This window comes from Pseudochelatococcus sp. B33 (genome assembly GCF_053570585.1).
The window spans coordinates 137025-162638 of the sequence record NZ_JBSEFH010000010.1 but is presented as its reverse complement, the minus strand read 5'-3'; the positions used below and the strand labels follow the sequence as shown (position 1 = coordinate 162638).

At 60.1% G+C, this 25614-nt stretch carries 21 protein-coding genes; 2 read left to right on the top strand and 19 right to left on the bottom strand.

What is annotated here, in order from left to right:
* Positions 1-39: 39 nt before the first annotated feature.
* Both ACUSIJ_RS13075 and ACUSIJ_RS13070 read right to left on the bottom strand, forming a co-directional pair.
* Positions 40-1197 carry a CaiB/BaiF CoA transferase family protein gene (locus ACUSIJ_RS13075; RefSeq protein ID WP_449308844.1) on the bottom strand — a complete coding sequence of 386 codons (1158 nt, stop codon included), beginning with the start codon at positions 1195-1197 and terminating at the stop codon, positions 40-42.
* A 38-nt stretch (positions 1198-1235) separates the two neighbouring features.
* Positions 1236-2423 (bottom strand): acyl-CoA dehydrogenase, encoded by a 1188-nt coding sequence (locus tag ACUSIJ_RS13070; protein ID WP_449308843.1) that lies wholly within the window; start codon positions 2421-2423, stop codon positions 1236-1238.
* Positions 2424-2517: 94 nt separating this feature from the next.
* On the opposite strand from ACUSIJ_RS13070, the gene ACUSIJ_RS13065 reads away from it, so the two are divergent.
* The gene (locus ACUSIJ_RS13065) at positions 2518-3441 is read left to right on the top strand and encodes a LysR family transcriptional regulator (RefSeq protein ID WP_449308842.1); all 924 of its coding nucleotides are present in this window, start codon (positions 2518-2520) and stop codon (positions 3439-3441) included.
* A 98-nt stretch (positions 3442-3539) separates the two neighbouring features.
* On the opposite strand, the gene ACUSIJ_RS13060 is transcribed toward ACUSIJ_RS13065, so the two are convergent.
* The 4 genes from ACUSIJ_RS13060 to ACUSIJ_RS13045 form a co-directional block, all read right to left on the bottom strand.
* A complete protein-coding gene (locus ACUSIJ_RS13060; RefSeq protein WP_449308841.1) occupies positions 3540-3992 on the bottom strand; it encodes a DMT family transporter in 453 nt (150 codons plus the stop codon).
* Positions 3993-4043: 51 nt separating this feature from the next.
* Positions 4044-5717 (bottom strand): MOSC domain-containing protein, encoded by a 1674-nt coding sequence (locus tag ACUSIJ_RS13055; protein WP_449308840.1) that lies wholly within the window; start codon positions 5715-5717, stop codon positions 4044-4046.
* A gap of 7 nt (positions 5718-5724) precedes the next feature.
* A complete protein-coding gene (locus tag ACUSIJ_RS13050; RefSeq protein ID WP_449308839.1) occupies positions 5725-8130 on the bottom strand; it encodes a molybdopterin-containing oxidoreductase family protein in 2406 nt (801 codons plus the stop codon).
* Between the two features lie 88 nt (positions 8131-8218).
* Positions 8219-9574: a solute carrier family 23 protein gene (locus ACUSIJ_RS13045; RefSeq protein WP_449308838.1), complete on the bottom strand. Its 1356-nt coding sequence runs from the start codon at positions 9572-9574 to the stop codon at positions 8219-8221.
* A 217-nt stretch (positions 9575-9791) separates the two neighbouring features.
* On the opposite strand from ACUSIJ_RS13045, the gene ACUSIJ_RS13040 reads away from it, so the two are divergent.
* Positions 9792-10046, top strand: a complete 255-nt coding sequence (locus ACUSIJ_RS13040; RefSeq protein WP_449308837.1) for a hypothetical protein — start codon at positions 9792-9794, stop codon at positions 10044-10046.
* A 463-nt stretch (positions 10047-10509) separates the two neighbouring features.
* Here the strand turns inward: ACUSIJ_RS13040 and ald are convergent, their stop codons facing one another.
* The 13 genes from ald to ACUSIJ_RS12975 all read right to left on the bottom strand — a co-directional run bounded on the left by ald (position 10510) and on the right by ACUSIJ_RS12975 (position 25598).
* On the bottom strand, positions 10510-11625 hold the full coding sequence (gene ald, locus ACUSIJ_RS13035; protein ID WP_449308836.1) for an alanine dehydrogenase: 1116 nt from the start codon (positions 11623-11625) through the stop codon (positions 10510-10512).
* Between the two features lie 594 nt (positions 11626-12219).
* Positions 12220-12855 (bottom strand): TetR family transcriptional regulator C-terminal domain-containing protein, encoded by a 636-nt coding sequence (locus ACUSIJ_RS13030; RefSeq protein ID WP_449308835.1) that lies wholly within the window; start codon positions 12853-12855, stop codon positions 12220-12222.
* Positions 12856-13316: 461 nt separating this feature from the next.
* Positions 13317-14285, bottom strand: coding sequence for a D-2-hydroxyacid dehydrogenase (locus ACUSIJ_RS13025; protein WP_449308834.1), 969 nt, complete (start codon positions 14283-14285; stop codon positions 13317-13319).
* A 166-nt stretch (positions 14286-14451) separates the two neighbouring features.
* Positions 14452-15252, bottom strand: a complete 801-nt coding sequence (locus ACUSIJ_RS13020; protein WP_449308833.1) for an enoyl-CoA hydratase/isomerase family protein — start codon at positions 15250-15252, stop codon at positions 14452-14454.
* Between the two features lie 13 nt (positions 15253-15265).
* Positions 15266-17071, bottom strand: a complete 1806-nt coding sequence (locus tag ACUSIJ_RS13015; RefSeq protein WP_449308832.1) for an AMP-binding protein — start codon at positions 17069-17071, stop codon at positions 15266-15268.
* Positions 17072-17076: 5 nt separating this feature from the next.
* Positions 17077-17622, bottom strand: a complete 546-nt coding sequence (locus ACUSIJ_RS13010; protein ID WP_449308892.1) for a gamma carbonic anhydrase family protein — start codon at positions 17620-17622, stop codon at positions 17077-17079.
* A 31-nt stretch (positions 17623-17653) separates the two neighbouring features.
* Positions 17654-18871 (bottom strand): CaiB/BaiF CoA transferase family protein, encoded by a 1218-nt coding sequence (locus ACUSIJ_RS13005; RefSeq protein ID WP_449308831.1) that lies wholly within the window; start codon positions 18869-18871, stop codon positions 17654-17656.
* 12 nt (positions 18872-18883) lie between these two features.
* The gene (locus ACUSIJ_RS13000; RefSeq protein WP_449308830.1) at positions 18884-19681 is read right to left on the bottom strand and encodes an ABC transporter permease; all 798 of its coding nucleotides are present in this window, start codon (positions 19679-19681) and stop codon (positions 18884-18886) included.
* Entirely contained in the window at positions 19678-20547 is an 870-nt protein-coding gene (locus ACUSIJ_RS12995) for an ABC transporter permease (protein ID WP_449308829.1), read from the bottom strand. The genes ACUSIJ_RS13000 and ACUSIJ_RS12995 overlap by 4 nt, the downstream gene beginning before the upstream one ends.
* The gene (locus tag ACUSIJ_RS12990; protein ID WP_449308828.1) at positions 20544-21638 is read right to left on the bottom strand and encodes an ABC transporter ATP-binding protein; all 1095 of its coding nucleotides are present in this window, start codon (positions 21636-21638) and stop codon (positions 20544-20546) included. Before ACUSIJ_RS12990 ends, ACUSIJ_RS12995 begins: the two co-directional genes overlap by 4 nt.
* Positions 21639-21983: 345 nt before the next feature.
* A complete protein-coding gene (locus tag ACUSIJ_RS12985; protein WP_449308827.1) occupies positions 21984-23021 on the bottom strand; it encodes an extracellular solute-binding protein in 1038 nt (345 codons plus the stop codon).
* A 580-nt stretch (positions 23022-23601) separates the two neighbouring features.
* Positions 23602-24351: a peroxiredoxin gene (locus ACUSIJ_RS12980; RefSeq protein WP_449308826.1), complete on the bottom strand. Its 750-nt coding sequence runs from the start codon at positions 24349-24351 to the stop codon at positions 23602-23604.
* Positions 24348-25598, bottom strand: a complete 1251-nt coding sequence (locus tag ACUSIJ_RS12975; RefSeq protein ID WP_449308825.1) for a Zn-dependent hydrolase — start codon at positions 25596-25598, stop codon at positions 24348-24350. The genes ACUSIJ_RS12980 and ACUSIJ_RS12975 overlap by 4 nt, the downstream gene beginning before the upstream one ends.
* Between the last annotated feature and the right edge of the window lie 16 nt (positions 25599-25614).

Sequence of the window (25614 nt, the reverse complement as noted above, 5' to 3'; positions counted from 1 at the left end):
ATACCGCCGCCTCCCGCGTGGAAAGCGGCCGGTCCGCGATCATTCGAAATCCCACCCGTCGGCGACGGTGTCATCGTGCTCGCCGAGCCGCGGCGAACGGCGCGGCGGCGACAGGGAAGCATCCGAGAACACGATCGGCGTGCGTGCGCCCCCGATGCCCCCGGCTTCGGTGAACATCTGGCGATGCCGCAGCTGCGGGTCCGCGAAAGCCTCGCTGACGCTGTTGATGGGGCCGGCCGGCACGCCGATGGACTCCAGGATCGCGAGAAGCCCGGCGCGCGTCATCGCGCGTGTCCGCTCCGACAGCAGCGGCACGAGGGTCGCGCGATGGCGTACCCGTTCGGCGTTGGTGCGGAACCTCGCGTCCTCGGCAAGCGCCGGCAGGCCGAGCGCGGCCGCGAGCCGCGTGAACTGCGCATCGTTGCCGCAGGCGATCACGATGTAGCCGTCGGCGACCGGGAAGACCTGATAGGGCACGATGTTCGGATGCGCGTTGCCGAGGCGTTTCGGCGAGATGCCGGAGGCGAGATAGTTCATGCCCTGGTTGGCGAGCACGCCCGTCATGCAGTCGAACAGCGCCATGTCGATATGCTGGCCGCGTCCCGTCCTCTGCCGCAGCATCAATGCCGACTGGATGGCGATGACCGCATAGAGACCGGTGAAGATGTCGGCGAAGGCGACGCCCATCTTCTGCGGCTCTCCGTCCGGAGCGCCCGTGAGGTCCATGATGCCCGACATGGCCTGAATGATGAAATCGTAGCCCGCCCGGTGCGCGTAGGGACCGGACTGGCCAAAGCCCGTGATGGAGCAATAGACGAGCCCCGGATTCGCCGCCCTGAGGCTTGCGCTGTCCAGGCCGAACTTCGTCAGCCCGCCCACCTTGAAATTCTCGATGACGACATCGGCGCCGGCGATCAGCCGCCTGACCCTGTCGAGGTCCTCCTGCCGGCCGAAATCGGCCGTGATGCTGTGCTTGCCGCGATTGCAGCTATGGAAATAGGCGGCCGCCCGCTCGGCGCCGTCATCGATGAAGGGCGGTCCCCACTGGCGGGTGTCGTCGCCCTCCGGGCTCTCGACCTTGACGACCGTCGCCCCGAGATCCGCCAGCGTCTGCCCCGCCCACGGCCCGGCGAGAATGCGGGCCAGTTCGACGACCCGGATTCCTTCAAGCGGCAATTGTCCGGAAGATTGCACCATTCCCTGCCATCCCTGCATCAGATCATCGGCTTGCGGCGTCAGAAGAAGGCCTGCAGCCCCGTCTGCGCCCGCCCGAGGATGAGCGCGTGCACGTCGTGCGTGCCCTCGTAGGTGTTGACCGTCTCCAGGTTCTGGGCATGGCGCATGACGTGATATTCGATCTGGATGCCGTTGCCGCCGTGCATGTCGCGCGCCATGCGGGCGATATCGAGCGCCTTGCCGCAGTTGTTGCGCTTGATGAGCGAGACCATCTCGGGGGCGAACTTGCCCTCGTCCATGAGCCTGCCCACCCGCAGCGATCCCTGCAGGCCGAGAGCGATCTCGGTCTGCATGTCGGCGAGCTTCTTCTGGAAGAGCTGGGTCGCGGCCAGCGGACGGCCGAACTGGTGCCGGTCGAGACCATATTGACGGGCGCGCTGCCAGCAATCCTCCGCCGCGCCCATCGCTCCCCACGAGATGCCGTAGCGCGCCCGGTTGAGGCAGCCGAAAGGCCCCTTCAGGCCCGAAACATTGGGCAGGAGCGCGTCCTCGCCCACGTCCACGCCGTCGAGCACGACCTCGCCGGTGATCGACGCGCGCAGCGACAGCTTGCCGCCGATCTTCGGCGCGCTGAGGCCCTTCATGCCCTTTTCAAGGATGAAGCCGCGAATCTGCCCGTCGTGGGCCGCCGATTTCGCCCATACCACGAAGACATCGGCGATCGGGGCGTTCGATATCCAGGTTTTCGAACCGTGGAGCCGATAGCCGCCCTCGATCTTCTCGGCGCGGGTCTTCATGCCGCCGGGGTCGGAACCGGCGTCGGGCTCCGTCAGGCCGAAGCAGCCGATGAGCTCCCCGGACACGAGGCCGGGCAGATACCGTTCCCGCTGCTCGTCCGAGCCATAGGTGTAGATCGGATAGATCACCAGCGACGACTGGACGCTCATCATCGAGCGATAGCCGGAATCGATGCGCTCCACCTCGCGGGCGACAAGGCCGTAGGCGACGTAGCTCGCGCCGGCGGCGCCGTACTTCTCCGGCAAGGTGACGCCCAGGAGGCCCGCCTGCCCCATCAGCCGGAAGAGATCGGGGTCCGTCCTCTCCTCCAGATAGTCCTTCTCGACGCGCGGCAGCAGTTCCGAGCCGGCGAAGGAGGCAGCGGAATCGCGAATGAGACGCTCCTCTTCCGACAACTGGTCGTCCAGCAGGAAGGCGTCCGTCCACACGAAAGCCGAGGTGGTGCTCATGTCTCCCCCTTTGATTCTGCCTCCAGATTGCGCGCCGGGCAGGCGTGAGGCAAATCATATTTACTCCGTGTGCTTTCAGTTTTAATCAAAGCAGATGGAATTCGCGCAACGACGTCTCCTCCCCTCGATATCGGCGCTCACGGCTTTCGACGCCGTGGCGCGGCTCGGCAGTTTCTCGGCGGCGGCGCATGCGCTCGATCTGACGGCAGGCGCGATCAGCCGTCAGGTGTCGCTGCTGGAGGATCAGCTCGGCGTCGTCCTGGTCGTCCGCAACAACAAGGGAGTCACGCTGACGGACAAGGGGAAGCGCTATGCGGAAAACGCGGCGGAGGTCATCCGGCAAATCCGCCTGATGTCGCTCGAGGCCATGGCGCAGGACCCCTCCAGCACCCTCGCGCTCGCGATCCTGCCGACGTTCGGAACCCGCTGGCTTCTGCCCCGCCTGCCCGATTTCGTGAAGCGCAATCCCGCGATCACCATCAATTTCGCGACGCGGATAGGGCATTGCGACCTCGATGCGGAAGGGCTCGATGCGGCGATCCACATCGGCCAGCCGGACTGGCCGGGGTGTCATTGCCAGTTTCTGATGCGTGAAACGGTCATACCGGTATGCAGCCCGGCGTTCCTCGCCGACAATCCGCTCCCCTCCGCGCGTGACCTCCTGAAGATGCCGCTTCTGGAAATGGCGTCGCGGCCGAACGCCTGGCAGCACTGGTTCGCCAGCTTGGGGATTGCGGAACCCTACCGGGAGGGCATGCGGTTCGAACAGTTCATCAGCGTTTCCCAGGCGTGCAGCGGCGGTCTCGGCGTCGCGCTGATGCCTGTCTTCCTGATCGCGAGCGAACTGGCCACCGGCCAGCTGACCGTCGCGTTCGATTGGCCGGTTGAAAGCCAGAGCGCCTATTACTTCGTCTGTCCGCTACGCAAGCGCTCCCACCCGCCCGTCGCGCGTTTTCTGGAATGGCTGCAACACGAGATCGCCATCTTCGAGACAGGGGAACTATGCAACCCGCTCTAGAGCGCTTTCCGTTCAAACGGAATCGTTTGAACGACAAGAATTTCCTCAAAATCAATAAGTTAGAGCATGTTGCCGTTTCCGTGAAAGGACAACATGCTCTAACCGCGGATCAGCACGACCCCGAGCACGAGCAGGCCGGCACCGATGATGCGGGTCGAGCTCGCAGGCTGCTGGGGAACGCCGAGCAGGCCGAAATGATCGAACGCCATCGCTCCGACCATCTGCCCCACCACGACCAGGGCCAGAACCGTCGCGAGCCCAAGGCGCGGGGTGATGAGGATCATGGTGCCTACGAAGATGGCCCCGAACACACCCCCCACCCATGAAATCCACGGGGTGTTTGCCGACACGACATTCGACGACCAGGAACTGCCGGACATAAGGACGACTGCAAGCATCGCGACGGTGCCGGTGAGATAGCTGACGAGGCCGGCCCACCACGGCGACCCCAGGCCAAATCGAAGATTCATGTTGAGGAGATGCTGGGCTGCCGAACTGATGCCCGCACCGACAGCCAGGATGCAAAGTATCAGATTGCCATAAGGTCCCATGCCAGTATCCATTCCTCGGCAATGTTCAGATCGCCCGGTTTGCGCCCCGTGCTACAGCTTCAGGGTCAGCAGGTCGGAGGTGGCCCGTGAGACGCACACCATGAGCGATGTCTTGCGCTCCTCCGGGCTCAGGGCAAAATCCTTGTGCAGCACGTCGCCCTGCGAATACTGCACGATGCAGGTCCCGCACGAGCCGGCCTCGCACTGGGAGTCGACATTGATGCCATTGTCGCGGAGAACCTGCAGGATCGTCTGATCGGGCCCGACCGGGAAGATCTGACCGGTCGACTCGATCTTGACCCTGAAGGCGTTCTGCGTCGCCGGCGCCGAGACGAACGACTCGAAATGAACGCGCTTCCGGTCGAGATGGCTGGTCGCGCCCTCGACGGCGCGCATCAGTCCGTTCGGGCCGCAGCAATAGACATGCGCGTCCGGGTCGAGATCCGAGAGAACCGCGTTCAGGTCGATGCCGTTCCTCGGCTCGCCGCCGTCATGATGAAAGCTGATCCGGTTGGCGGGCAGGCAAGACAGGCGCTTGTAGAAGGGAGTGTCCTTCTCGCTGCGCGTGCAGAAATGCAGCTTGTAGCTGATCGACAAGCGCTCGAAGTGATCGATCATCGACAGGAACGGCGTAATGCCGATCCCGCCCGCGATCATGATGTGATGTTCGGCCTTCCGGTCGACGGGGAATGTATTGACCGGACCGGCGATCTGAAGCACATCGCCGACCTTCACCTGCTCGTGCAGGAAGACCGAGCCGCCCGCACTATTGGGATTTCGACCGACGGCGATATGGTATTCGTCACCCGACGAGTTGTTGCAGAGCGAGTAATGCCTGATCAGCCTGTTCGGAAGCCTGAGCTTGAGATGCGCGCCGGGCTTCGATTTCGGCAGCCTGCCGCCGGCGGCCGGGACGAGATGGAACGAGCGCACGGCGGGCGACTCGATCATGATGCCGCGGACCAGAACAGGTATCCATCCTTCCTCGTCCGGAACGTTCGAAGCGGATGCAGCGGCGGCAACGATCCGCGGCGGCGCGGGCAATTTGTCGAGCTGATCGAATTCAGGTTCGAGATCGTTCAATCGCGCCCGGAAGAGCTTCCGCATGGCTGGCGCAAGTCCCGCCAGCGCCGACAGCTCCTCCAGCGCCTGCCGGTTCGTCGTCTCTTCATGGAAGTAGTGCAGCACACGCGACAGCGGCCAATCCGGATGCGGCCGCTCGATGATCTCGAGTGCGCTCCCGAGGTTGAAACTGCCGTTCTCGAGAACCCGGTAATGCCAGCCCGTCCGCAGCGTTTCCAATGCCTTCCGGGAGACGGAGGGGTGGTTCAGCCGGGTATCGAGAAGGTAGTTCGGCTGGAATGGCTGGGTGACCTGCAACAGCGCCGAGCCGATCCGGACCTTGTCTCCGACACAGACGTCAGCCTCTCCCAGAACATCGGCCGACAGATTCTCTCCGAACGCGCCGGGGACGAACAGGTCGGCGCGTTCCGGCAAGTCGCGCTGCCAGGCGGTATAGTGGAACTGCGGGTAGTGAAGCAGTGCCCGGTCGGGGTCGGCGGCGGCCTCCGCGACGATCGCCGTGTTGCAGCTTTCCCGCCCGCTCGCGCGTTCGCCCGCTTCTCCGGCGAGCCACAGAGCAAGCACCCGCGCCGGCATGGCCGCGCTCTCGCTGCATGATGTCGACGTCTCGCCTTTGCGAGCTGCACGATCGTGGTTGCCCATACGCGTCCTACCCGCTGGTTGCGGCAGCCAATGTCGGTGAGCGCTCCGACCGGTCGACGAATCTGCGGATGTCGCACAGATACGAGCGCAGCGGCGCGCCGCCGCTGATCGGGTCGGTTTTCTCGTCCGATATGAGCCGATTGAAGTTGGCGCCGTCCGGGGAGAAGGGGTCGAACCCCCTCAGCCCCAGCGCCTTGTTGCCCTGCCACCAGCCGTATTGCGCGCACACGACCCGCGGATGCAGGGATGAATCGAATTTCAGCCGCATTCGCGCGGTGCCGTGGGGCGTGGTGATCTCGACCCACTCGTTTTCTGCGAGCGATCGGGCCTTCGCCAGATCGGGATGAACCGTGACCTCCGGGTCCGGCTGACGCTTGCGCAAGGATGCAACCTGCCGATCCTGGCTGTGCCGGTAGTGAACGACTTTCGCCGACATCAGAATCAGCGGGTATTTTCCGTCGCCGTCCTTCATGGGGCTCAGATACGGCTCGACAAAGCGCGGGAGCGGATCATGCCCCTCGTTCGCGAAGACTTCCGAATAGATCTCAACCTTGCCCGTCGCCGTCCTGAACCCTTCTGCCAGATAGCGTCTGAATTTCGTCTGCTCCGCGACGGCTATGCCGTTCGGGTTCTTTCGCAGATCATCGAGCGTCAGACCGAGCGGCTTGAGGATGTATTCGAGCCCGGCATCGATGTCCCCGTTCCAGAAGAGGTGCTTCAGGCCGAGCCTCTTTGCCAGTTCGAAGACAACGAAGGCATCCGGGCGGCTTTCGCCGAGCGGCTCGATGGCGGCCTGCCTGAATTGCACCAGCCGCTCGGCTCGATCGCTGCCTTCGAACCCGACGCGCAGCGCGCTCCTTTCCCACGGCGTGCAAATCGGCAGCACGATGTCGGCGTAGGAGGCGGTCGGCGTCAGCGTCACATCCGTCTGGACATGGAACTCGAGCTTGCGGAGCGCCTCCGCTCCGCGCTGGACATTGGGATGATTGACGAGGAAGTTTCGGCCGAAACCGACCAGGGCACGGATCCGATAGGGGTCGCCTTCCAGGATCGCGTCGTACATTGAATGGGAACCGATCCAGTTGTCCTTCGCCGGGCCGAGCTTCGACTGCTTGAGGCCGATGCATTTGGCCCGCTGCTCGGGATACATCAGGTCCGGACGCGCGACCGAAAATGCAGGCGGCTTGGCGTAGACGACGTTGCCGCCCGGCGCGTCGAAGCTGCCGGTGAGCGCCATGCACAGGGCGATGGCGCGATCCGTCTGCGTCGCGTTGGTGTGCTGGCCAATGCCGGTCCAGCCGTAGTAGCAGACGGGGCCCGAGGTCGCGATGAGTTTTGCCGTGGCGTCGACTTGTTCAGCCGGGATCCAGCAGATCCGCTCGACGACTTCCGGCGGATAGTCGTCGCACAGCTTGGCGTAGAGAGAGAAGGCCGACATGCAGACGATGCGGCCCGCGTCGCGCGAGTCAACCTCCCCCCTCGCCCAGAGGTCGGGTTCGATCTGCGGGCGCGCGTAGGATCCGGTCTTCGGGGAGTACGGGACGAGCTCGCCCGATGTTGCGTCCTGCGCAACGAGGTCGTCCGGATCGCTGTCCGGGAAGACGGAGGGAAGATCCCGGATGCGCAGGAACCGTCCCGTATCCGGCCGGACCAGAAACGGACCGCTCGACCAATCACGAATGAAGTCTTCGTCGAACCACTTGTTCCGGATCATCGATCTTGCCAGGCCGAGCGCAAGAGCGCCATCCGATCCCGGCCGAACCCTCAGCCATTGATCGGCCCTTGGCGCAAATCCGACGCGACGCGGGTCGATGACGACGAGCTTGGCGCCCCGCGCCTTCGCGGCAACCGTCGCGGTGGCATGGTCGAGCCATGTCGCGCTCGGATTGTGTCCCCACAGCACGACGCAGTTCGTTTGCGCAAAATCCGGAGAGGATATGCCCCGTCCGTAGGTATAGGCGTGCGCATGGTCCTTGTGCCAGTTGCAGAGTTCGGTGCCGTCAGCGGAATTCGGCGTGCCGAACGCATTGGCGAAACGCTCGATCCAGCGGATATCATCCGAAATGGGCGTTCCACTGGGAGTGGCAAGGCCGATAACGACGGCCTCCGCCCCGTAGGTATCACGAATTCTGGCGAGCTCATTTGCAGTCCGGTCGAGTGCTTCGTCCCAGCTGATACGCTTCCAGCCCGGATCGGCACTGCCCTTCGGGTTCGTGCGCATGAGCGGGTAGAGCAGCCGATCTTCGTTATAGATGAGTTCCGGGGCGGCTTTGCCCTTCACGCAAAGCGACATCCCGGTCGGATGCTCGGGATTTGCTTCCTGCGCAATGAACCTGCCGTCCCGCGTCACCATGACGGAACCGCACCGGGACTTACACAGTGCACAGAAACCCGGGATGCGTTGCTCTGCCATATCGCGCCCCTTGCTCGTCCTTCAGGCCGCACAGTCAGCGCCTCGTTGCCCTGGAGGCGCTGCTGCCGGGCTCGCCCCGTGTCTTCTGCTACCTGACGGGCAGTCCTTCCTCGGCTGCGATGATTTCGCCGTCCTCGATCTCGCCCTCTTCATCGCCGCGCTCGAACGCCCTCAGCAGCGCGTTGAGAGCGATGCCTCCGAACGTGGCCGTGCCGATGCCGCCGAGGGAGAACGATCCGATATGGAGGGTGAAATCACCGGTCCCCATGATCATGATCGCCGATGCCACGATCAGGTTTCGATTGCTGGTAAGGTTCACGGAATGATTCATCCAGATCCGCATGCCGGCGACGGCGATCAGGCCGAACACGACAATTGAAACCCCGCCCAGAATGGGAGCCGGAATGGTCATGACGACTGCACCGAACTTGGGTGAGAAACCCAGCACGAGCGCCATGAATGCGGCGATCACGAACACCAGGCTGGAGTAGATCTTCGTCACCGCCATCACGCCGATATTCTCGGCATAGGTCGTGACGCCGGTTCCGCCGCAGGATCCGGACACCATCGTCGCGATGCCGTCGCCGAGGAAGGCGCGCCCCACGTAGCGATCGAGATTGCGGCCCGTAATGGCCGCGACCGCCTTGACGTGACCGAGGTTCTCCGCGACGAGGATGAGCGCGATGGGAACGATCAGCGTCACGCCCGTCACCGTGAAGGTCGGTGCGGAAAAGGTCGGCACGCCGAACCACGGGGCATTCGCCACGGCGCTGAAATCGACGGGCTTGCCGAAACCGCCAACATTCGCGAAGACAACATAGAGCGCGTAGGATACGAGAACACCGACGAGAAGCATCAGCCGGCGGGTCAATCCCAGCATCGAGACCGCGACGAAACCGACCGCGACGATGGTGAACAGCGCAAAGAGCGTGTCGAAGACGTCGACGCCCACACTCTTGATGGCGACACCGGCGAGATTGAGACCGAGGATCGCGACCACGGCACCCGTGACGACCGGCGGCATCAGCTTCTCGATCCATTTGGTGCCGGTCAGCATGACGAGAAGCCCGATAGCGGCATAGAGGGCGCCACAGGCAATGATCCCGCCCAAGGCGGGACCGATATTGGTATTGGGCCCCTGGCCCGCATAGGCTGTCGCGGCGATCACCGAGCCGATGAACGCGAAACTCGAGCCCAGATAGCTGGGCACGCGTCCGCCGACGACAACGAAAAAGATCAGGGTGCCAACCCCGGACATCAATATCGCCACATTGGGATCGAACCCCATCAGGAGCGGAGCGATCACCGTCGCGCCGAACATCGCGACGACGTGTTGTGCCCCCATTGCGATCATCTGGGGCCATGGCAAACGTTCATCCGGAGCAACCACCGCTCCCGCATCGGATTTCGACAGCGTCCATACTGGGAAAAAGTTTCCGGCCATACGACATTCTCCCCCTTTATCTATCATCCGTGGACATCGCAGAGGTGCAACCTCTGCACCATTCCCCTCTTGCTGTCCCCTCATGCTGTGAGACGACTTGACGTTGCCTAGGACAACCGGCAGCAGGACTTTCTAAGCCTGACTAGCCTATCGGCAGATGGCCAGTTTCCCTCGCCGCAACCGCGATCTCTCCCTCAGACCCATAAGGATCGGGAAAATGGGACAATCGGGCGGCTCCCCTGTGCCGCCGTGCCGTCTCTCTCTTGGAAGTCAGTGCGGTTACGGATGCCGCCAACAGCCCGGCATTCTCCACACTCTTTCATTTCTTCAAAAGTTGACCAATTGGAAAAAAATGTCAATGAATTTGCGTGGCAAAAAGTCGATGATCAGTAACTTTAATAATAACTTATTGATTTTATTGAGCTTGCATCAAGAATTCACGTCGGCCAAAATTGCCCGCCAATGGAGATGAACGCCTTTGGGAACGGTATTCGAGTGACTGCCTGACAAGCGGCATCTGATTGTGCGGCAGGGCCGTCTGCTGCGGGATTTACCATCCGCAAACTTGAGGAAGACGCTATACAGCGTTCGAATGCCAATCGCCAAAGGCATGTCGCGTCGGTCGTCGCTTTGGACGACCGACTGACGGGAAGTCTGTTTACTCCGCAATCGCCTTGACGATTTCCTTGGTCTTTCTTTACGCCGCCCAGCAGCATCATGGTTCCGTCCTTGCAGAACGGCATGTTGCCAATGGACTTGCCGTCGCGGGCCGATGACATGGGCGCCGAATACCATGGGCGACACCGGCTTGCGCGCACTCGGAGCGATGTCCTCCGGCGCGAAACCTCATCGCAGGATACGTTGGCCTCGAGCTTGTCGGCCATCTCTCGCAGCGCATGCTGGACTTGGGGATGGATGTCCTGTCCGGGCTCGCCCTATGACGCGACTGCGGAGGCGGGCGGCGAGTAGTCGAGGCCGAGACTGTCGGCGACCGCTTTGTTCGTCAGACGGCCCCGATGAACGTTGAGGCCGTCCAGCAGATGCGGGTTCTCAAGCGCCGCGGCGAGGCCTTTGTTGGCGAGCGCGAGCCCGAAGGGCAGGGTCGCGTTGTTCAGCGCGTGGCTCGACGTCAGCGGCACCGCTCCCGGCATGTTCGCAACGCAGTAGTGGATGATGCCCTCGCACTCATAGGTGGGTTCGGCGTGGGTCGTTGCATGCGAAGTCTCGAAACATCCCCCCTGGTCGATTGCGACGTCCACCAGGACCGCTCCGGGCTGCATGGAGCCCAGCATCTCGCGGGTGACCAGCTTCGGCGCACTCGCGCCGGGCACGAGCACGGCGCCGATGACGACATCCGCCGAGAAGACCTCCTCTTCGATCGCGTCGATCGTAGCGAAACGGGTTCGAACCCTGCCTTCGAAGAGCTCGTCCAGTTGCCGCAAGCGCGGCAGCGAGCGATCGAAGATCGTGACGTCAGCGCCAAGACCGACGGCCATGCGCGCCGCATGGGTGCCGACGACGCCGCCGCCGATGACGATGATCCTGGCCGGCTTCACACCAGGCACGCCCCCGATAAGCAGTCCGCGCCCCCCTGCATATCGCTTCAACGCGCTGCCTGCCGCTTCGATCGACAACCGGCCGGCCACCTCGCTCATCGGTGCGAGCAGGGGAAGACCGCCTTGTGCGTCCGTTACAGTCTCGTAGGCGATTGCGGTGACGCCGGACTCCATAAGCCCCTTCGTCTGATCGGGGTCCGGAGCGAGATGAAGATAGGTGAAGAGGATTTGCCCCTCGCGCAGGCGGCGCCATTCGGCAGCTTGCGGCTCCTTGACCTTCACGATCATGTCGGCCTCGGCGAAAACCTCCTCCGCCGTATCGGCGACCCGAGCTCCCGCCTTCCGGTAAACCTCGTCCGAAGCGCCGATGCCCGCGCCGGCTTCTTGCTCGACGACGACGCCGTGGCCGGCAGCAGTGTACTCGCGCACGGCGGCCGGCGTCAGACCGACCCGGTACTCGTGCGTCTTGATCTCCTTGGGCACTCCGATCAACATCTTGGTGTTCCTTGTTTCTTGAACCTGTCAGCAGGTAGGCAGTCCGGCTTGGGCCAGGTTGGCATTCACACGCAGGGGAATTGATGCTCCCTCAACGATCCACCAGCGATCGATGCACATGGAAGACATGTCCTGTGCAAACGAAGAAGACGTGACGCCGCCCTGAATGGCAGATTGATGGTAGAATGATCCAACAAGCCGGAAAGTCAGGCGCGCTCACCACGACGCGGACGCTCATGGCCCAGGATTCCCCTTATTTCCCATGATTAACACACGCCGTTTATTTCGAAACAAGTCCTTTTTTCGCGCCCCGTATCATATTGTAATTAAAAGGCATATTGTGAAATGTTATTGGATATTGAACAACACAAACACCGCAGATCCGGGTCGAACCAGTGAATCCGTCCAGGACCACCCATGAACGGACCCTTGACGGGATACCCTCTGCCCGAACCCGCCTTCCGAGAGACGTAGAAGCAACAGAATGCTCCAGTTAGCGCATGTCATCATTTCACGGAAACGATGACATGCGCTAACTCTCTATTTTGAGCGAATTCTTGTCGATCAGACGATTCCGTCTGATCGGAACGCGCTCTAGCTCCGGAGGCCCAGTCCGTTGAGATAGAGCAGCTCAAGGAACTGCGTCGCGTCCTCGAAGCGACGATCGCCGTCCCGGCCCGGGCCGAGAACGGCGCGGACCTGCACATCGTAATCCGCATAGTGCTGCGTCGTCGCCCAGATTGAGAATATCAGGTGATAAGGGTCGGTTTGAACCATACGTCCCGCCTTCATCCACCCCTCGATGATCTTCACTTTCTCGTCGACCAGCGGCTTCAACTGGTCTCGGAGCATACCCATGATGTGGGGCGCGCCCTGAAGGATTTCGTTGGCGAAAAGCCTGCTCTCGCGCGGGGCGTCGCGCGCCATTTCCACCTTGCGCCTGATGTAATGGCGCAATTCGCGGACAGGATCGCCGGTCTCGTCCAATTCGCGCAGCGGCTGCAGCCAATCGTCAAGGAGGCGCTGGATCAGGGCGTTATGAATGTCCTCTTTCCGGCGGAAATAATACAGCAGGTTGGGCTTGGACATGCCCGCCGCAGCGGCAATCTGATCTATCGTGGAGCCACGGAAGCCGTGCAGCGAAAAAACATCCAACGCCGCTTCAAGAATGATGTTATGCTTTTCGGCCTGAATTCGCGTCCGCGGGAGGAAATTTGCGCTCGTGCTCAAGGCAGACCTTCCCCGCGCTTCGGCCGAACCGGTGAGCATGCATATGGCATCATCCTAAAACCCCTTGAGCGTGCATCGAGCAAAAATACCTGAAGGCCCCCTCGAAAAAAGTGGAGGAATTTCAAGAAGCTGTGATTCCATCGAGATTGCGAAGGCTCGATAGGACTCACCTCAACCTGAGACGAACTCCTCCGACGCGACTATGCACGCCGGACGGCATGTTAGGCAAGCGACCTGACGGATTCGGAATGGGAAATCGCCCGGCCGTTCGGCCCGCCACCGATGTTTCGTCGAGCAGCGTCCGGAACCGGCCGGCTGTTTGCGCCGATTGGCGCAGGCGGGGCACTAGAGCAAAATGCATTCAATCTGAAGTGCTATTTTGCCCGTTTCTTTTCAAGATGGCCCCTCTGAATACGTGGCATTGAGAAGCACGAAGCAGCAATCAGCAAGCGAACCTTGCGTTACGAAACGATACGGGTGGGCTCACCCCTGACAAATGCCTCGATATTCTCGATCAACTGATCGGCGAGCGCCTGTGTTGCGGCCCGGCTTGCCCAGGCGACATGCGGGGTGAGAATGACGTCGGGCCTGTCTACCAGTCTAAGCATTGGATGATCATCACTCGGCGGCTCTTCCGTCAATACGTCGAAACCCGCTCCCGCAATTTTGCCCGCATCGAGAGCGCGGCACAGCGCCTCTTCGTCTACAAGGCCACCCCTCGCCGTATTGATGATGATGGGCTTGCGCGCCATCAGGTCGAACTCCCGGTCCGAGATGAGATTGCGTGTCGTTTCCGTCAGGGGTGCGTGCAATGTAATGATGTCGCTCTCGGCCATAACACGATCGAACGGCGTATATAGCGGGCCCATTCCCTCGACCCCCTTGTACGAAGCAAAGAGCACGTTCATCTTGAAGGCTCTTGCGATAGCGCCGACGGCCTGGCCGAGAACCCCGTCTCCCACGATGCCGATCGTCGCACCGGACAAGTCGCCGATCGGGTAGTCGAAATAGCAAAACTGCCCGCTTCGTGCCCAGTCACCACGAGCTATCGACTTATGATACGCAATTATGCTTCGCCTCAGCCCAAGGATTAAAGCAAATGTATGCTCCGGAACGGTATCTATCGCATACCCGCGGATGTTGGTTACCGAAACACCTCTGCGTCGGCATTCGTCGATATCGATGATGTCGGTTCCCGTCGCCGCCACGGCGATCAATCGGAGCCGCGGGGCAGCTCGAAGGTGTCTATCGCGGATAGGCACCTTGTTGGTGATGAGGATATCGGCATCGGAAATGCGGGCCTGTATCTGATCGGCAGCCGTACTTCCGTAGGAGACAAGCTCATGAGGGAAAGCCGGACTCCGCAGCACGACGGAAGGTGGAAGAGTGTCACGGTCCAGGAATACAATCTTCAACACTTGCGAGACCATACGATCACCCTCCAGCAATCAATACTCACGTCAACGGCTGCACAGTCCAGGACGCATACAGACAAATCCGGCGCCCGAAAGACGCAGACGATTGAATAATGGTTCAGAAACGGTGTCAAGCGACCGGGACATGCGCCACAGGACCCGCCTGAAAAGTCCGCGACGCCTATTTGAACGGCCGGTTGCGAATTTCGAGAAACTCCTTCAGGGGCATTTCATTGAGCATTCTCAACCACCGTCTGCCTTCATTCGTCGTGTGGAGCGCGCAGATGAGCTCCTGGTTATGAGCCCACGACTCGAAGAAACCGGCAGCTGCCTGCACATGGTTCAGGGACTGCTTGATGAATTTGATTGCAGGCAGCGGAACGCTGGCAAGCTTGCGGGCCAGAGCGAACGCTTCCGTGTCCACTTCTTCAGCCGGTACCGCACGATTGACAAGGTGAATGTTCTGGGCCTCGTCACCGTTGATCAGGTCTCCGGTGTAGAGCAGATATCGCGCATGACGCATCGGAACGTGCCATGGCAGCAGCACGGACGGGGCGCCCGACGCGTGGCGAACTTCCGACTCCCCGAATTTTGCATTCTTTGCCGCGATTGCGAAATCACAGCACATCATCAGCTCCAGACCGCCGCCAATCGCATAGCCCTGTACCGCCGCCACGATCGGAAGGGGAACGGAGTACACCTTCTTGAACAGAGCAGAGACCGAATCCAGATCATCACGCCAGGTCTCGATATCGCGATCGAAATCGTCCGCCTTCAAGTCATAGCCGGCCGTGAAGGCCGATCCGGCACCACGGAGAACGATTGCGTTCGCATCTTTCGCTGCCACGATTTCATCAATGGCCCGGCCAAGCTCCTCAACCATTTTCCCATTGATGGAATTCAACTTTTCCGGCCGGTTCAAGGTGATAGCGGTCACCTTCTCTGCTGCATGATGCTCCAATATTATTGTTTCATATGTCATTTCCTGCTCCTCTCTAGGGACGGATGATCCGGCCGTCGGATTCTGCTGCATAGAGAAGGTCAACGAGTGCTGCGCGATTGGAAAGCGCCAACCGCTGATTCACGCTGCCTTTATCGGTTATCTCGCCAGCCGCCCTGTCGGGCTGCACGTCGTCTATGATTGCCGCGGCGACCGCCTTGCTCGATGAGCCGTTATTGCGATTGTAAGCTTGAAGCCGCGAACGTATGGCCTGCTGGACAATGGGATTCAGGCTCAGCGGCGAGGCACCGACGTCAATTGACAACTCCTTCCTGCAAGCATCCTCGTCCAGAAACACGATGATGGCGATCGCCTCCCGGTCCCGACCGGCGAGCAGAACATCTCGAACGAGAGGCGACAGCAGGGCGAGGAGCGTGGTTCGCAGTGGTCCTACGGATACCCAGGTGCCGGTTGCAAGCTTGAAGTCTTCGGACAATCTCCCATCGAAAAGCAGGCCACGCTCAGGATGATCGGGATCAAAAAAGAGCGCCGCGTCCCCTGTGCGATAGTAGCCTTCCTCATCGAAGGCATTCACTGTTGCTTGGGGGTTCTTGAAGTAGGCCGGCATGACCGCCGGACTCTTGACCCGAACCTCGAATTTCTCCGCATCGGGCACGAGCCGTACCTCCATCCCCGGAACCGGCAAGCCGATGATGCTTGGCCGATCGATCGGAAAATGGACGAGGCAGATGATCGATCCCGTTTCGGTTGTCCCGCAGCCCGTGACGAGGGCCGTATTCACCTTCAGCAACGATCTCGCCCGCTCGTTGAGCGCGTTGAGCCGGCGCCATGTCTCGTTATCGAGGCCAGCGGCAGCGAAAAAGATGATGTCAAGGCGCTCGTAAAACATATGGAACAGCGCCTCGTCTGCTTCGAGCCGGCCCAACAGCTCCTTGATTCCCTTCGGCACGTTGATATGGATCGTAGGGCGAACCTGGCGAATGTTGTCGATCGTCCGGTCGATCAGCTCGGGCGTGGGCCGTCCGTCATCGATATAATAGCTCCCTCCCGTCCATATGATCTTGTGAATGTTGTCATTGCCGCCGAACGTATGGTGCCATGGCAGCCAATCCAGCAGCACCGGAGGCTGCAGATGCAGGAAGGGCCAGACAAGTTCGTATGACGCCTGGGTAACCGAAATCATGCGATGGGTGATCGGCACCGCCTTGGGAGCACCTGTGGAGCCGGACGTGAGGAAATAGGCCGCCACGCTATCCATGTTCAGATCACGAGGACCCTCGATACTCATCTGCCCAGGGTTCAGCAAGGGATCGGTAGAGTAGTCGCCGAGGCGGCATGTCTGCGGATGAATGTCGAATAGCGCCCCGGGACATTCGTCGGCTATGGCGGCGGACATCACCACCATGCCTGGGTTGAACGTCTCGATGACAGCCCGAAAACGTTCGTCGGATCGATGCCGAATGAGTGCCGGAGAGACCGGCACGAAGGGAATGCCGGATAGAAGCGCCGCCGTGCGAAGCAAGAACTGCTCGATCGACGCCTCTCCAATCAGCATCAGCGGGCGCGTGACGCTCAATCCCCGGCGGAGCAACTCGTGTGCGATGCGTCCCGATCTTCTGTAAACGTCTTCATATGTCAGCGTTTGCCACTGGTCCCCCCGGCGTTCCGAGATCAGGGGCCGTTCCGGCGCCCTGGACGCCCACTGGCGAAGACGATCCGTGATGAAATCGAGCTCATCCGGTAACGCAAGCGGTGATTGCAACGTCCACCCGCCACCCGGCATGGCCGAGACCTGCACAGCGGCCGGTGCAAACCTCTGAGTATCAAATTGAGTTGGCATCGTTGTTACCCGTTTGATGGCTCCGCGATGGCTGCAAGGCCCCGCCTGTACTGGACGGCTCTGCGGACGTAGACATCGGCCGATCGACGCAAGCTCTCGATCGTTGCGTCATCGACTTCCCTGACAACGCGTCCGGGAGAACCCATCACGACACTGTTGTCGGGGATCTCTTTTCCCTCTGTTATCAGCGAGTTGGCGCCTATCAGACAATTGGCGCCGATCCTGGCGCCGTTCAGGATCGTGGCGCCCATGCCGATCAGCGTGTTTGAGCCGATAGTGCAGCCATGAATGATCGCGCTATGCCCGATCGTGACGTCCGCGCCCACGACAATCGGCAAGCCGGGATCGACATGCAGGACGCAACCATCCTGGACGTTACTGCGTTCGCCGATCTCGATCGTATCGTCATCGGCACGCAGGATGCTTCCGAACCAGATACTGGATTGTTTGCGCAACACCACACGACCAATGAGAACAGCAGTGGGAGCTATCCAGCAACTGGCGTCCTCCGCGAACTGTGGCCGTAATTCATCCAACTGGAAGATCGTCATCATCGTTCCTCTGCTTGAGTATTCACATGTGTCACACCTCGGCAGCCGCATCCCATGCTTCGATGAGATCCGTAATGGAAGTGGAGCCGGGCTTTGGTGGAGGTTGCGGGACGGCAAGCCGCGACCGGCTAAAACGCGGCCCCGGTGCCGGCTGCGCGATGTCTCCCACAGTCATGAAGGTCTGATGCTGCACGTTGTGCTGGTGTTGAAGCGCTTCCCTCGCGTCCAGAACGGGCGTCAGGCAGACGTCCACTTCCCTCAGGAACGTGCACCATTCATCGCGTGCCTTGCGAAGGAAAGCTTCCGCCAGCACTGCTCGATCGTGCTCCCACGCATCGGGATCGTGGAAAGTCGATTTCGTTCTCAGTTCGATGCCCAGCGCCGACGCAAGCGCATCCCTGTGCTTTTGCTCCATGGGAGCGATGCAGACGTATTGTCCATCCTTGCATTCGTAGATGTCGTAGATCGGGGCACCTGAATCGAGCAGATTCGCTCCGCGTGTCAGCGTGACGCACCCGGCAGCCAGAAGGCCGAAATAATGCGTCATCAGATACGCCGATCCATCCAGCATCGATGCGTCGACAACTTGCCCCTTGCCCGAGAGCCGCGCCTCAAGCAGACCAGCCAATACGCCAATCGTCAGGTAATATCCGCCGCCCGCAAAGTTTCCGATCAGGTTGAGAGGTGGCGTCGGAAGCGCTCCCCTCCTGCCTAGAGCGTGCAAAGCGCCTGTCAGTGCGATAAAATTCAAATCGTGGCCGGCTTGCCGGGACAACGGCCCGATCTGTCCCCAGCCCGTCAGCCGGCCATAAATCAGGCGAGGATTTCTCGCAAGGCTGGTATCCGGCCCCAGGCCAAGCCTTTCCATCACGCCCGGACGGAACCCCTCGATCAATACATCCGAGCGCGATAGGAGTTCCAGTACCGCCTCGACTGTTCCCTCAGCCTTCAGGTCGAGCTCGACAGACTTCTTGTTGCGCGAAAGAAGATCGGCCGTGTGGGGTATCTGGTATTCTTCCCGGCTCTCGCCCGCCGGCCGCTGGAGCTTCACGACCTCGGCCCCCAGATCGGCCAGGACCATGCCGCACATTGCCAAAGCATTTGCGTTGGCAATCTCCAGCACACGCAGTCCATGCAAAGGCCCCCGCGGCGGGCCGACTTGGCGTTGCGCCGTCGGCGCGGTCCCGCCGGCACCAGCCTGCGGATCCGTGACATCGAATTCGTGTCCCTTATGTCTCTGGTGAGGCATCGTCACCTTCCTCTAGAAGCGCAGGGATCGAAGACCGACGGTCCGCTCGAGGGCGATCAGGCAGACGGTCGTCACGGCAATACTCACCCCGGACACCGCAGCCGCCGTCGGATCGAGATCCCAGGTCAGGTAATCGTAGAGCTGCAGCGGGAGAGTATTGAGGCCGGCTCCTTTCAGGAGCAGGGAGGTATTAAAGAGATCGAACGATATGACGAAGGTGAACAGGCATCCTGAAATGATACCCGGCTTGATCAGCGGGAGTGTGACCCTATAGAATGTGACCAGGGGTGACGCACCAAGTCCACGAGCTGCCTGCTCAGTGCTGACATCGAAATTGCTCAGTGCCGCGACAACGTTGATGAAGACATACGGCAGCGTAATCAGAATATGTCCGATCTGCAGGGATACATACCCCGGGCGAAAGCCCGTGCTGTATAGGAATATCAGCAATGCTATAGCGGTCAGAACCTCAGGCAAAATGAGCGGGCTCAGCAACAAGAACTTCGTGGTGCCGCGCGCATATTTTGCATAGCGAACATAATATATAGCCGCCATCGTTCCCAGCAGGCCGGATACAAGCACGGAAACGCCCGCAAGCTTGACCGACGTAATAAAAGCATTGCGAAACTGTTCGCTCGAGAACGCAGCGATATACCATCGCAACGAAAGGCCTGTAGGTGGAAACGCAAGGAGCTCACCCGCATTGAAGGAAAGGATGAATACCAGCACGATGGGGCTGAGAAGGAACAGATAGGTCAGGATAACTGCAGCATAGAATGCCGCACGGGGAGGTGAAATTCTCTTCTTCATGGCAGCCTCGCGACAGCAGCCGAGGTGAGGCGCGAGAATATGATGACGATGATCAACCCCGACATGGCGAGAACGAGAGCGAGCGCCGAGCCCAATTCCCACTGGAAAGTATCGAGCAATGTCTGCACGATCAGGATAGGAAACGTTTTGACTCGCGACCCCCCGACCACCAGGGGCGTAACGTAAGCACTCACAGCAAGGATAAACACGAGTATCGTGCCGGAAATCACGCCCGGAAGGCTCAACGGAAAGGTGACTCGGCGAAACATCTGCAGGCGAGAAGCGCCAAGAGAGCGCGCGGCTGCTTCGACCGACGGGTCGACTGTCTGCAGTATTCCGACAAGCGACAGTATCATGATCGGCAGCAGAACATGCGTCATTGCCAGAATAACACCGAATTCATTGTTCATAAGCTGCACTGAACCCATTGGAATCCCGAATATGTTCAGCGCCTGGTTGGCAACGCCATTGCTGGAGAGCACAATGACCCAGGCGAAGGTGCGGACGACGACGCCGATCAGCAAAGGCGAGAGGACTGCGGCATAGAGAAGGCCGCTCCACTTCGTCCGCGTCCGCGCCAGATGATAGGCAAGCGGATAACCGATGATCAGGCAAAGTGTCGAGACAATCAGGCCTATGAGCAAGGTCCTGCCGAGTGCCTCGAGATAGAAGCCATCCGTGAGAATTCGTGTGTAGCTGTTGAGAGTGAACTCGGTTTCGCCCCGGCTGTGTGTGCTGAAACTGATGCCTACGACGTTGATATAGGGCACCACAATGAACGCGATAACCAGAAGAAGCGCAGGTGCAACAAGTACCAGATCGAGGCCGAATACGAACTTTCTCTCTTTCATGCTGATCGTGTTCATCGCGCGAGCACCTGACAACGGGAAGCATTGATGGAGAGAAATACGGTCGCGTTGGTGCACTCGCCGACTTGATTGGAAACGAATGTTGACAGCTGTGTCCCGTCAGCCGTTTCGCAGGTGATCTCCCATTGCGAACCGTGATAGACAGTCTTGACGATCTTCGTCTGAAATACATTGCCAGGGTCGGGGCCTTCTTCCCGACTGGCACTTGCGTCCCGGGACACGGCGATGTCCTCGGGACGTATCAGCACCGTTACCGTCGCCCCTTCTGCGACCGGACCAGGCGCCGACGCAAGAACAGGGCCTGCTTTCGTTGCAATCAGGTGCTGCCCCCCCTGCCCCCTTCTCTCGACAGTTCCTTCGAGGAAATTGGCGCGGCCGATAAATGATGCCACGCGCCGGGAAGCGGGCGCGCCATACACGGCCGTGGGCGAGCCCTTCTGTGCGATCTCGCCGTCGAACATCACCACGATCTGGTCCGACATCGCCATGGCCTCGGCTTGATCGTGAGTGACGTAAACCGCCGTCAGATTCAGCCGTTTCTGAATTTCTCTGATGAAGTACCGCATTTCGTCTCGCAGTACCGCATCGAGGTTTGCAAGCGGTTCGTCCAGAAGCAGAACATCGGGCTCAAAAGCAATTGCTCTCGCGAGCGCCACTCTCTGCTGTTGGCCGCCGGACAGTTGACGGGGATAGCTGTCTTCCTTGCCCCTCAACTGAACGAGCTCAAGCATTCTCGCAATCCGCTGATCACGCTCGACTTTGTTGACGCGCCGCATTTCCAAGCCGAACGATATGTTCTCATGTACGGTGAGGTGGGGGAACAGCGCATAGGATTGAAACACCATTCCGAAGTTTCTCTTCGCCGGATCTCGCAGCGCGATGTTTTCATTTTTGAAAAGGATTTCCCCGGAATCGGGAAATTCAAACCCCGCGACGCATCTGAGCGTCGTCGTCTTCCCGCAGCCGCTCGGTCCCAGCAGTGAGACGAAACCGCCTTGTTGAATTTCCAGATCAATACCCTTTAGCACGGGACGCCCGGCAAAGCTTTTCGATAACGCGCGAAGCGCCAAATGTGGCTGACTTGCCATCCGTTTCCTCTCTGAATTGCTGCTCGGCAGCCTTTTGAGCCGCCAATGCCATCCCTCTGGCCAGCTGTTTCTGAAGCGCCAGACGCTTCGACAGTATCGGAACGCGCTCTCTATTGCATCAAACCAAAAATGAACCCCGTTTTTTGGATAAATTTGATGCACAAACAAAGAGATAGAGCAAAATAGCGGTTCAGATTTAATGCATTTTGCTCTAGACTTTTGATTTTGCACAGCCTTGTCGACGAAAAGTAGTATCCACTTTTCCGCACGCTGCGCTGGCCCGGCGAGGGAATGATCCTGGAATTCCGAGGAACTGCCCTCCGTGGCGAAGGGCAATCCGAACGCCTACCTGACTTCTCGATTCCAACGGTCAAGTATTTCCGGCATCATGGGGTTGATAACATCCCAATTGAACCAGTTTATCTCGGACATTCTCTCTCCGCTGATCGGTATTTCAGCAGACAGGTCTGCAGGAACAACGCTGTCCATATTGGTTGGCGCCGTATAGAATTCGCGCGCCATTTGCGTCTGCACCTCGGGATCGAGAATGTAGTTTATGTATCTATAAGCCGCTTCCTTTTCGGCCCCGCCTTTTACGATGTTGAACGACTGGTCGAACGCCACGACGCCCTCCGTGGGAACGACCAGTTCAACCGGCACCCCTCTCTGCTTGAGAGCAACAACCTCCGGGAAGTCGAGCATCGCCACGTTGACATCACCCCGAGCCAACAACGTGGAGTTCGTGCCGCTGAAGTCAGCCTGCTGGAATGGTAGCAACTTACGCACTTGCGCGAATGCTACATCCATATCGGTCTCGGAGCTGCCAAAGATTTTGGCGGTAAGAGCCAGGAAAAGCATGCCCGCCGTGGCGCCGATCTGATACAATCCGATCTTTCCCTTGAACTCCGGATTGTCCCACAAGTCAGCCCACGCAGTGGGGGGCGTTTTTACCAGATCCGTTCGATAGGCGAGCCCGATAGGCGAAATGATAGCTCGGACACCGTTGTTATCCTTGTTCTTGACGAAAGGATACACACGCTCCAAATTCGGAACCTTTTCCACTGGAATCGGCTCGAATATACCTTCAGACCTCAACAGATGCGCATAATTCTCATTGGCCATGAAAACGGTCAGGGGCGAATTGCCGCCTGCCGCGCGCACCGTTGTGGCAAATGTCTTGCTTAGCCCCGTCATAATCGTGGGCTCGATATCCGCCTTCTCTCGCAAGCCCGGAACAAGTACATCCCGCCAGAACTTCTCCCATCGCCCGCCATATGTCGGTATAACTAATGTATCACGCGAGTGAGATTTTGTGATTGCCGCACCATAGCCAAGCAAACCGGCCATTCCGTACAGAATCGACCTTCTATTAACGTGCATCATTTTGATTTCCCTCTGTTTATATTTTAGTTTGAAATTTTCCCTTATACATTTTTATCAGATGGTCAAAATATGTCAACATTAATTCGCCGAAATTTCTGGATGCAATTGTCGTTTATTTAAGCAGCGAACAAGATTGCACAGCACGAAGGATCGACGCATAGTCGATATGCGTTCCGGATAGCGAGCAACTGCGTACTAGATATCGGTCGCTGCGACCAAACAGCTTGACTCTCCTGCCTACAGATCGAAGCATTACGGAGGCGCCACGGTCGAGGTCGACCGGATCAGCCATCCAAGATGAAACGCATCTACTCCGGCGGGCAATCTGCCGCCGCGCCGGGGTTCCGCCGTGTGTTTCTGGCGCGGCGACATGAAGAACCCCTCACAGAATCTCAGGGTTGAGGATGGCCGGGGGATGCTGGCCATCCTGCCAATCTGGCTTCCTTTGGCGCCGACCGCAGTCGATGCCGGTTGCATCGGCGAGGATCGGCAATACCGGAGGGAGCCAAAATCACCGGCCAGCCGACCCCGCGAGGTTTTGTCAGGGGTTCAAAACCCGTTTTCGACTGGTTTTTCAGGCTCACAGTTTCCGCGCGCCAAGCCAGGCGATGACATCGCCTGCATTTCTGTCGGGCGGAAATATCGGATAGAAGACCTTTTCGACGCGCCCACGATCGATGACGAGCGTGAGGCGCTTGAGCAATGTCATGCCCTCAACTTCGAAAGTCGGCAGACCGAGCGCGCGGGCAAAGGACAACGTCTCGTCCGATAGCAGCGGAAACGGCAGATGCAACCTCTCCGCCGCCTCCTGCTGATAGGCCGTCTCCTGCGTCGACAGTCCGAACAGGTGTTCGACGCCCAAATCCCGCAGTTCGTCAAAATGATCACGAAACGCGCACGATTGCGGAGTGCAGCCGCGGGCGCCCGGAATCATGTCCCATTCCTCGGGCAATGGTACACCAGGCTGTCCGGTCCGGGGATAGGCGTAGACGACGGCCAATCCTTCCAGCTCGGCAAGATTGATCGTGGTCCCGTCCGTCGCGATGAGCGGCACGCCCGGCACGGCCGCACCGCGCAAATGCGCAGCGCCGCCGTCGTCCTTCGGCGGTGGAATGCGCGACCAGTCGACCTCATGCAGATTGTTCATCTCAACCATCCTTGACTGATCAGAATGAAAGCCTTTGCTAGAGCGCCAGGCGTTCTTGCATTTGCGCAGCTTTGTCGACGAAAAGTGGTTCCTGCTTTTCTGCACGCTGCGCCAATTCACCCAGAACTCGAAACAGGCAGCCTGCGCAGCACGATCCGATACCGGGTCATCCCCCCGGATCATTCGACACCTTCCGCCGTCTCCACCACCGCGTGGAAGAGCACGTCCGCGCCCGCCGCCGCCCATTCCCTGGAGATGTCCTCGGCCTCGTTGTGCGACAGCCCGTCTACGCAGGGGCACATGATCATCGTCGTGGGGGCGACCCTCGCCGCCCAGCATGCATCGTGCCCGGCACCAGAGATGATGTCCATATGCGTGTAGCCGAGCTTCTCCGCCGCCGCGCGCACCCGTCCGACCAGCGTCGGATCGAAGGTCACGGGATCGAAGTGGCCGGCCACCTCGACCGCGCACCCAACCTGCAGGGCCTCGCAGATCGTCGCCGCCTCCTGCTCGATGCGCGCGCGCATGCCGTCGAGCTTGGCCTTGTCAGGCGAGCGAATGTCGACTGTGAAAACCACCGTGCCCGGCAGCACGTTGCGCGAATTGGGGGAGAACTTCACTTGCCCGACGCCCCCAACGGCTCCCGGCTGGCTTTCCATCGCGACGGTCTGCACCAGTTCGAAGATGCGCGCCATGGCGAGCCCGGCATTCACGCGCATGGCCATCGGCGTCGATCCCGTATGCGCCTCCTTGCCGGTAAGCGTGAACTCCAGCCACCACAGCCCCTGACAATGCGTGACGACCCCGATCTGCTTGTTTTCGGCCTCGAGGATCGGCCCCTGCTCGATGTGATACTCGAAATAGGCGTGCATCTTGCGCGCACCCACTTCTTCGTCTCCCACCCAGCCGATGCGCTTCAACTCGTCGCCGAAGCGTTTTCCGTCGAGATCGGTACGGTCGTAGGCATATTCGAGGGTATGCGCGCCCGCGAATACCCCCGAGGCGACCATGGCGGGTGGGAAACGCGCGCCCTCCTCGTTGGTCCAGTTCACGACGACGATGGGGCGCTTCGTCCTGATCCCCAGATCGTTGAGCGAACGCACCACCTCCAGCCCGGCGAGGACGCCGAGCACGCCGTCGAACTTCCCGCCCGTGGGCTGGGTGTCGAGGTGGCTTCCGATATAGACCGGCAGGGCCTCCGGGTCCTCTCCGGGGCGGGTCATGAACATCGTTCCCATCCTGTCAACGCCCATGCGAAGCCCGGCCTGCTCGCACCAGCGCTTGAAGAGGTGGCGTCCCTCGTTGTCTTCATCGGTCAACGTCTGACGATTATTGCCGCCTGCGATACCGGGGCCGATCTTCGCCATCTCCATGAGCGAACCCCACAGACGGTCCGGATTGATACGAAGGTTTTCGCCGGGTGCGGTCATTTGCACGTTCCTCTCA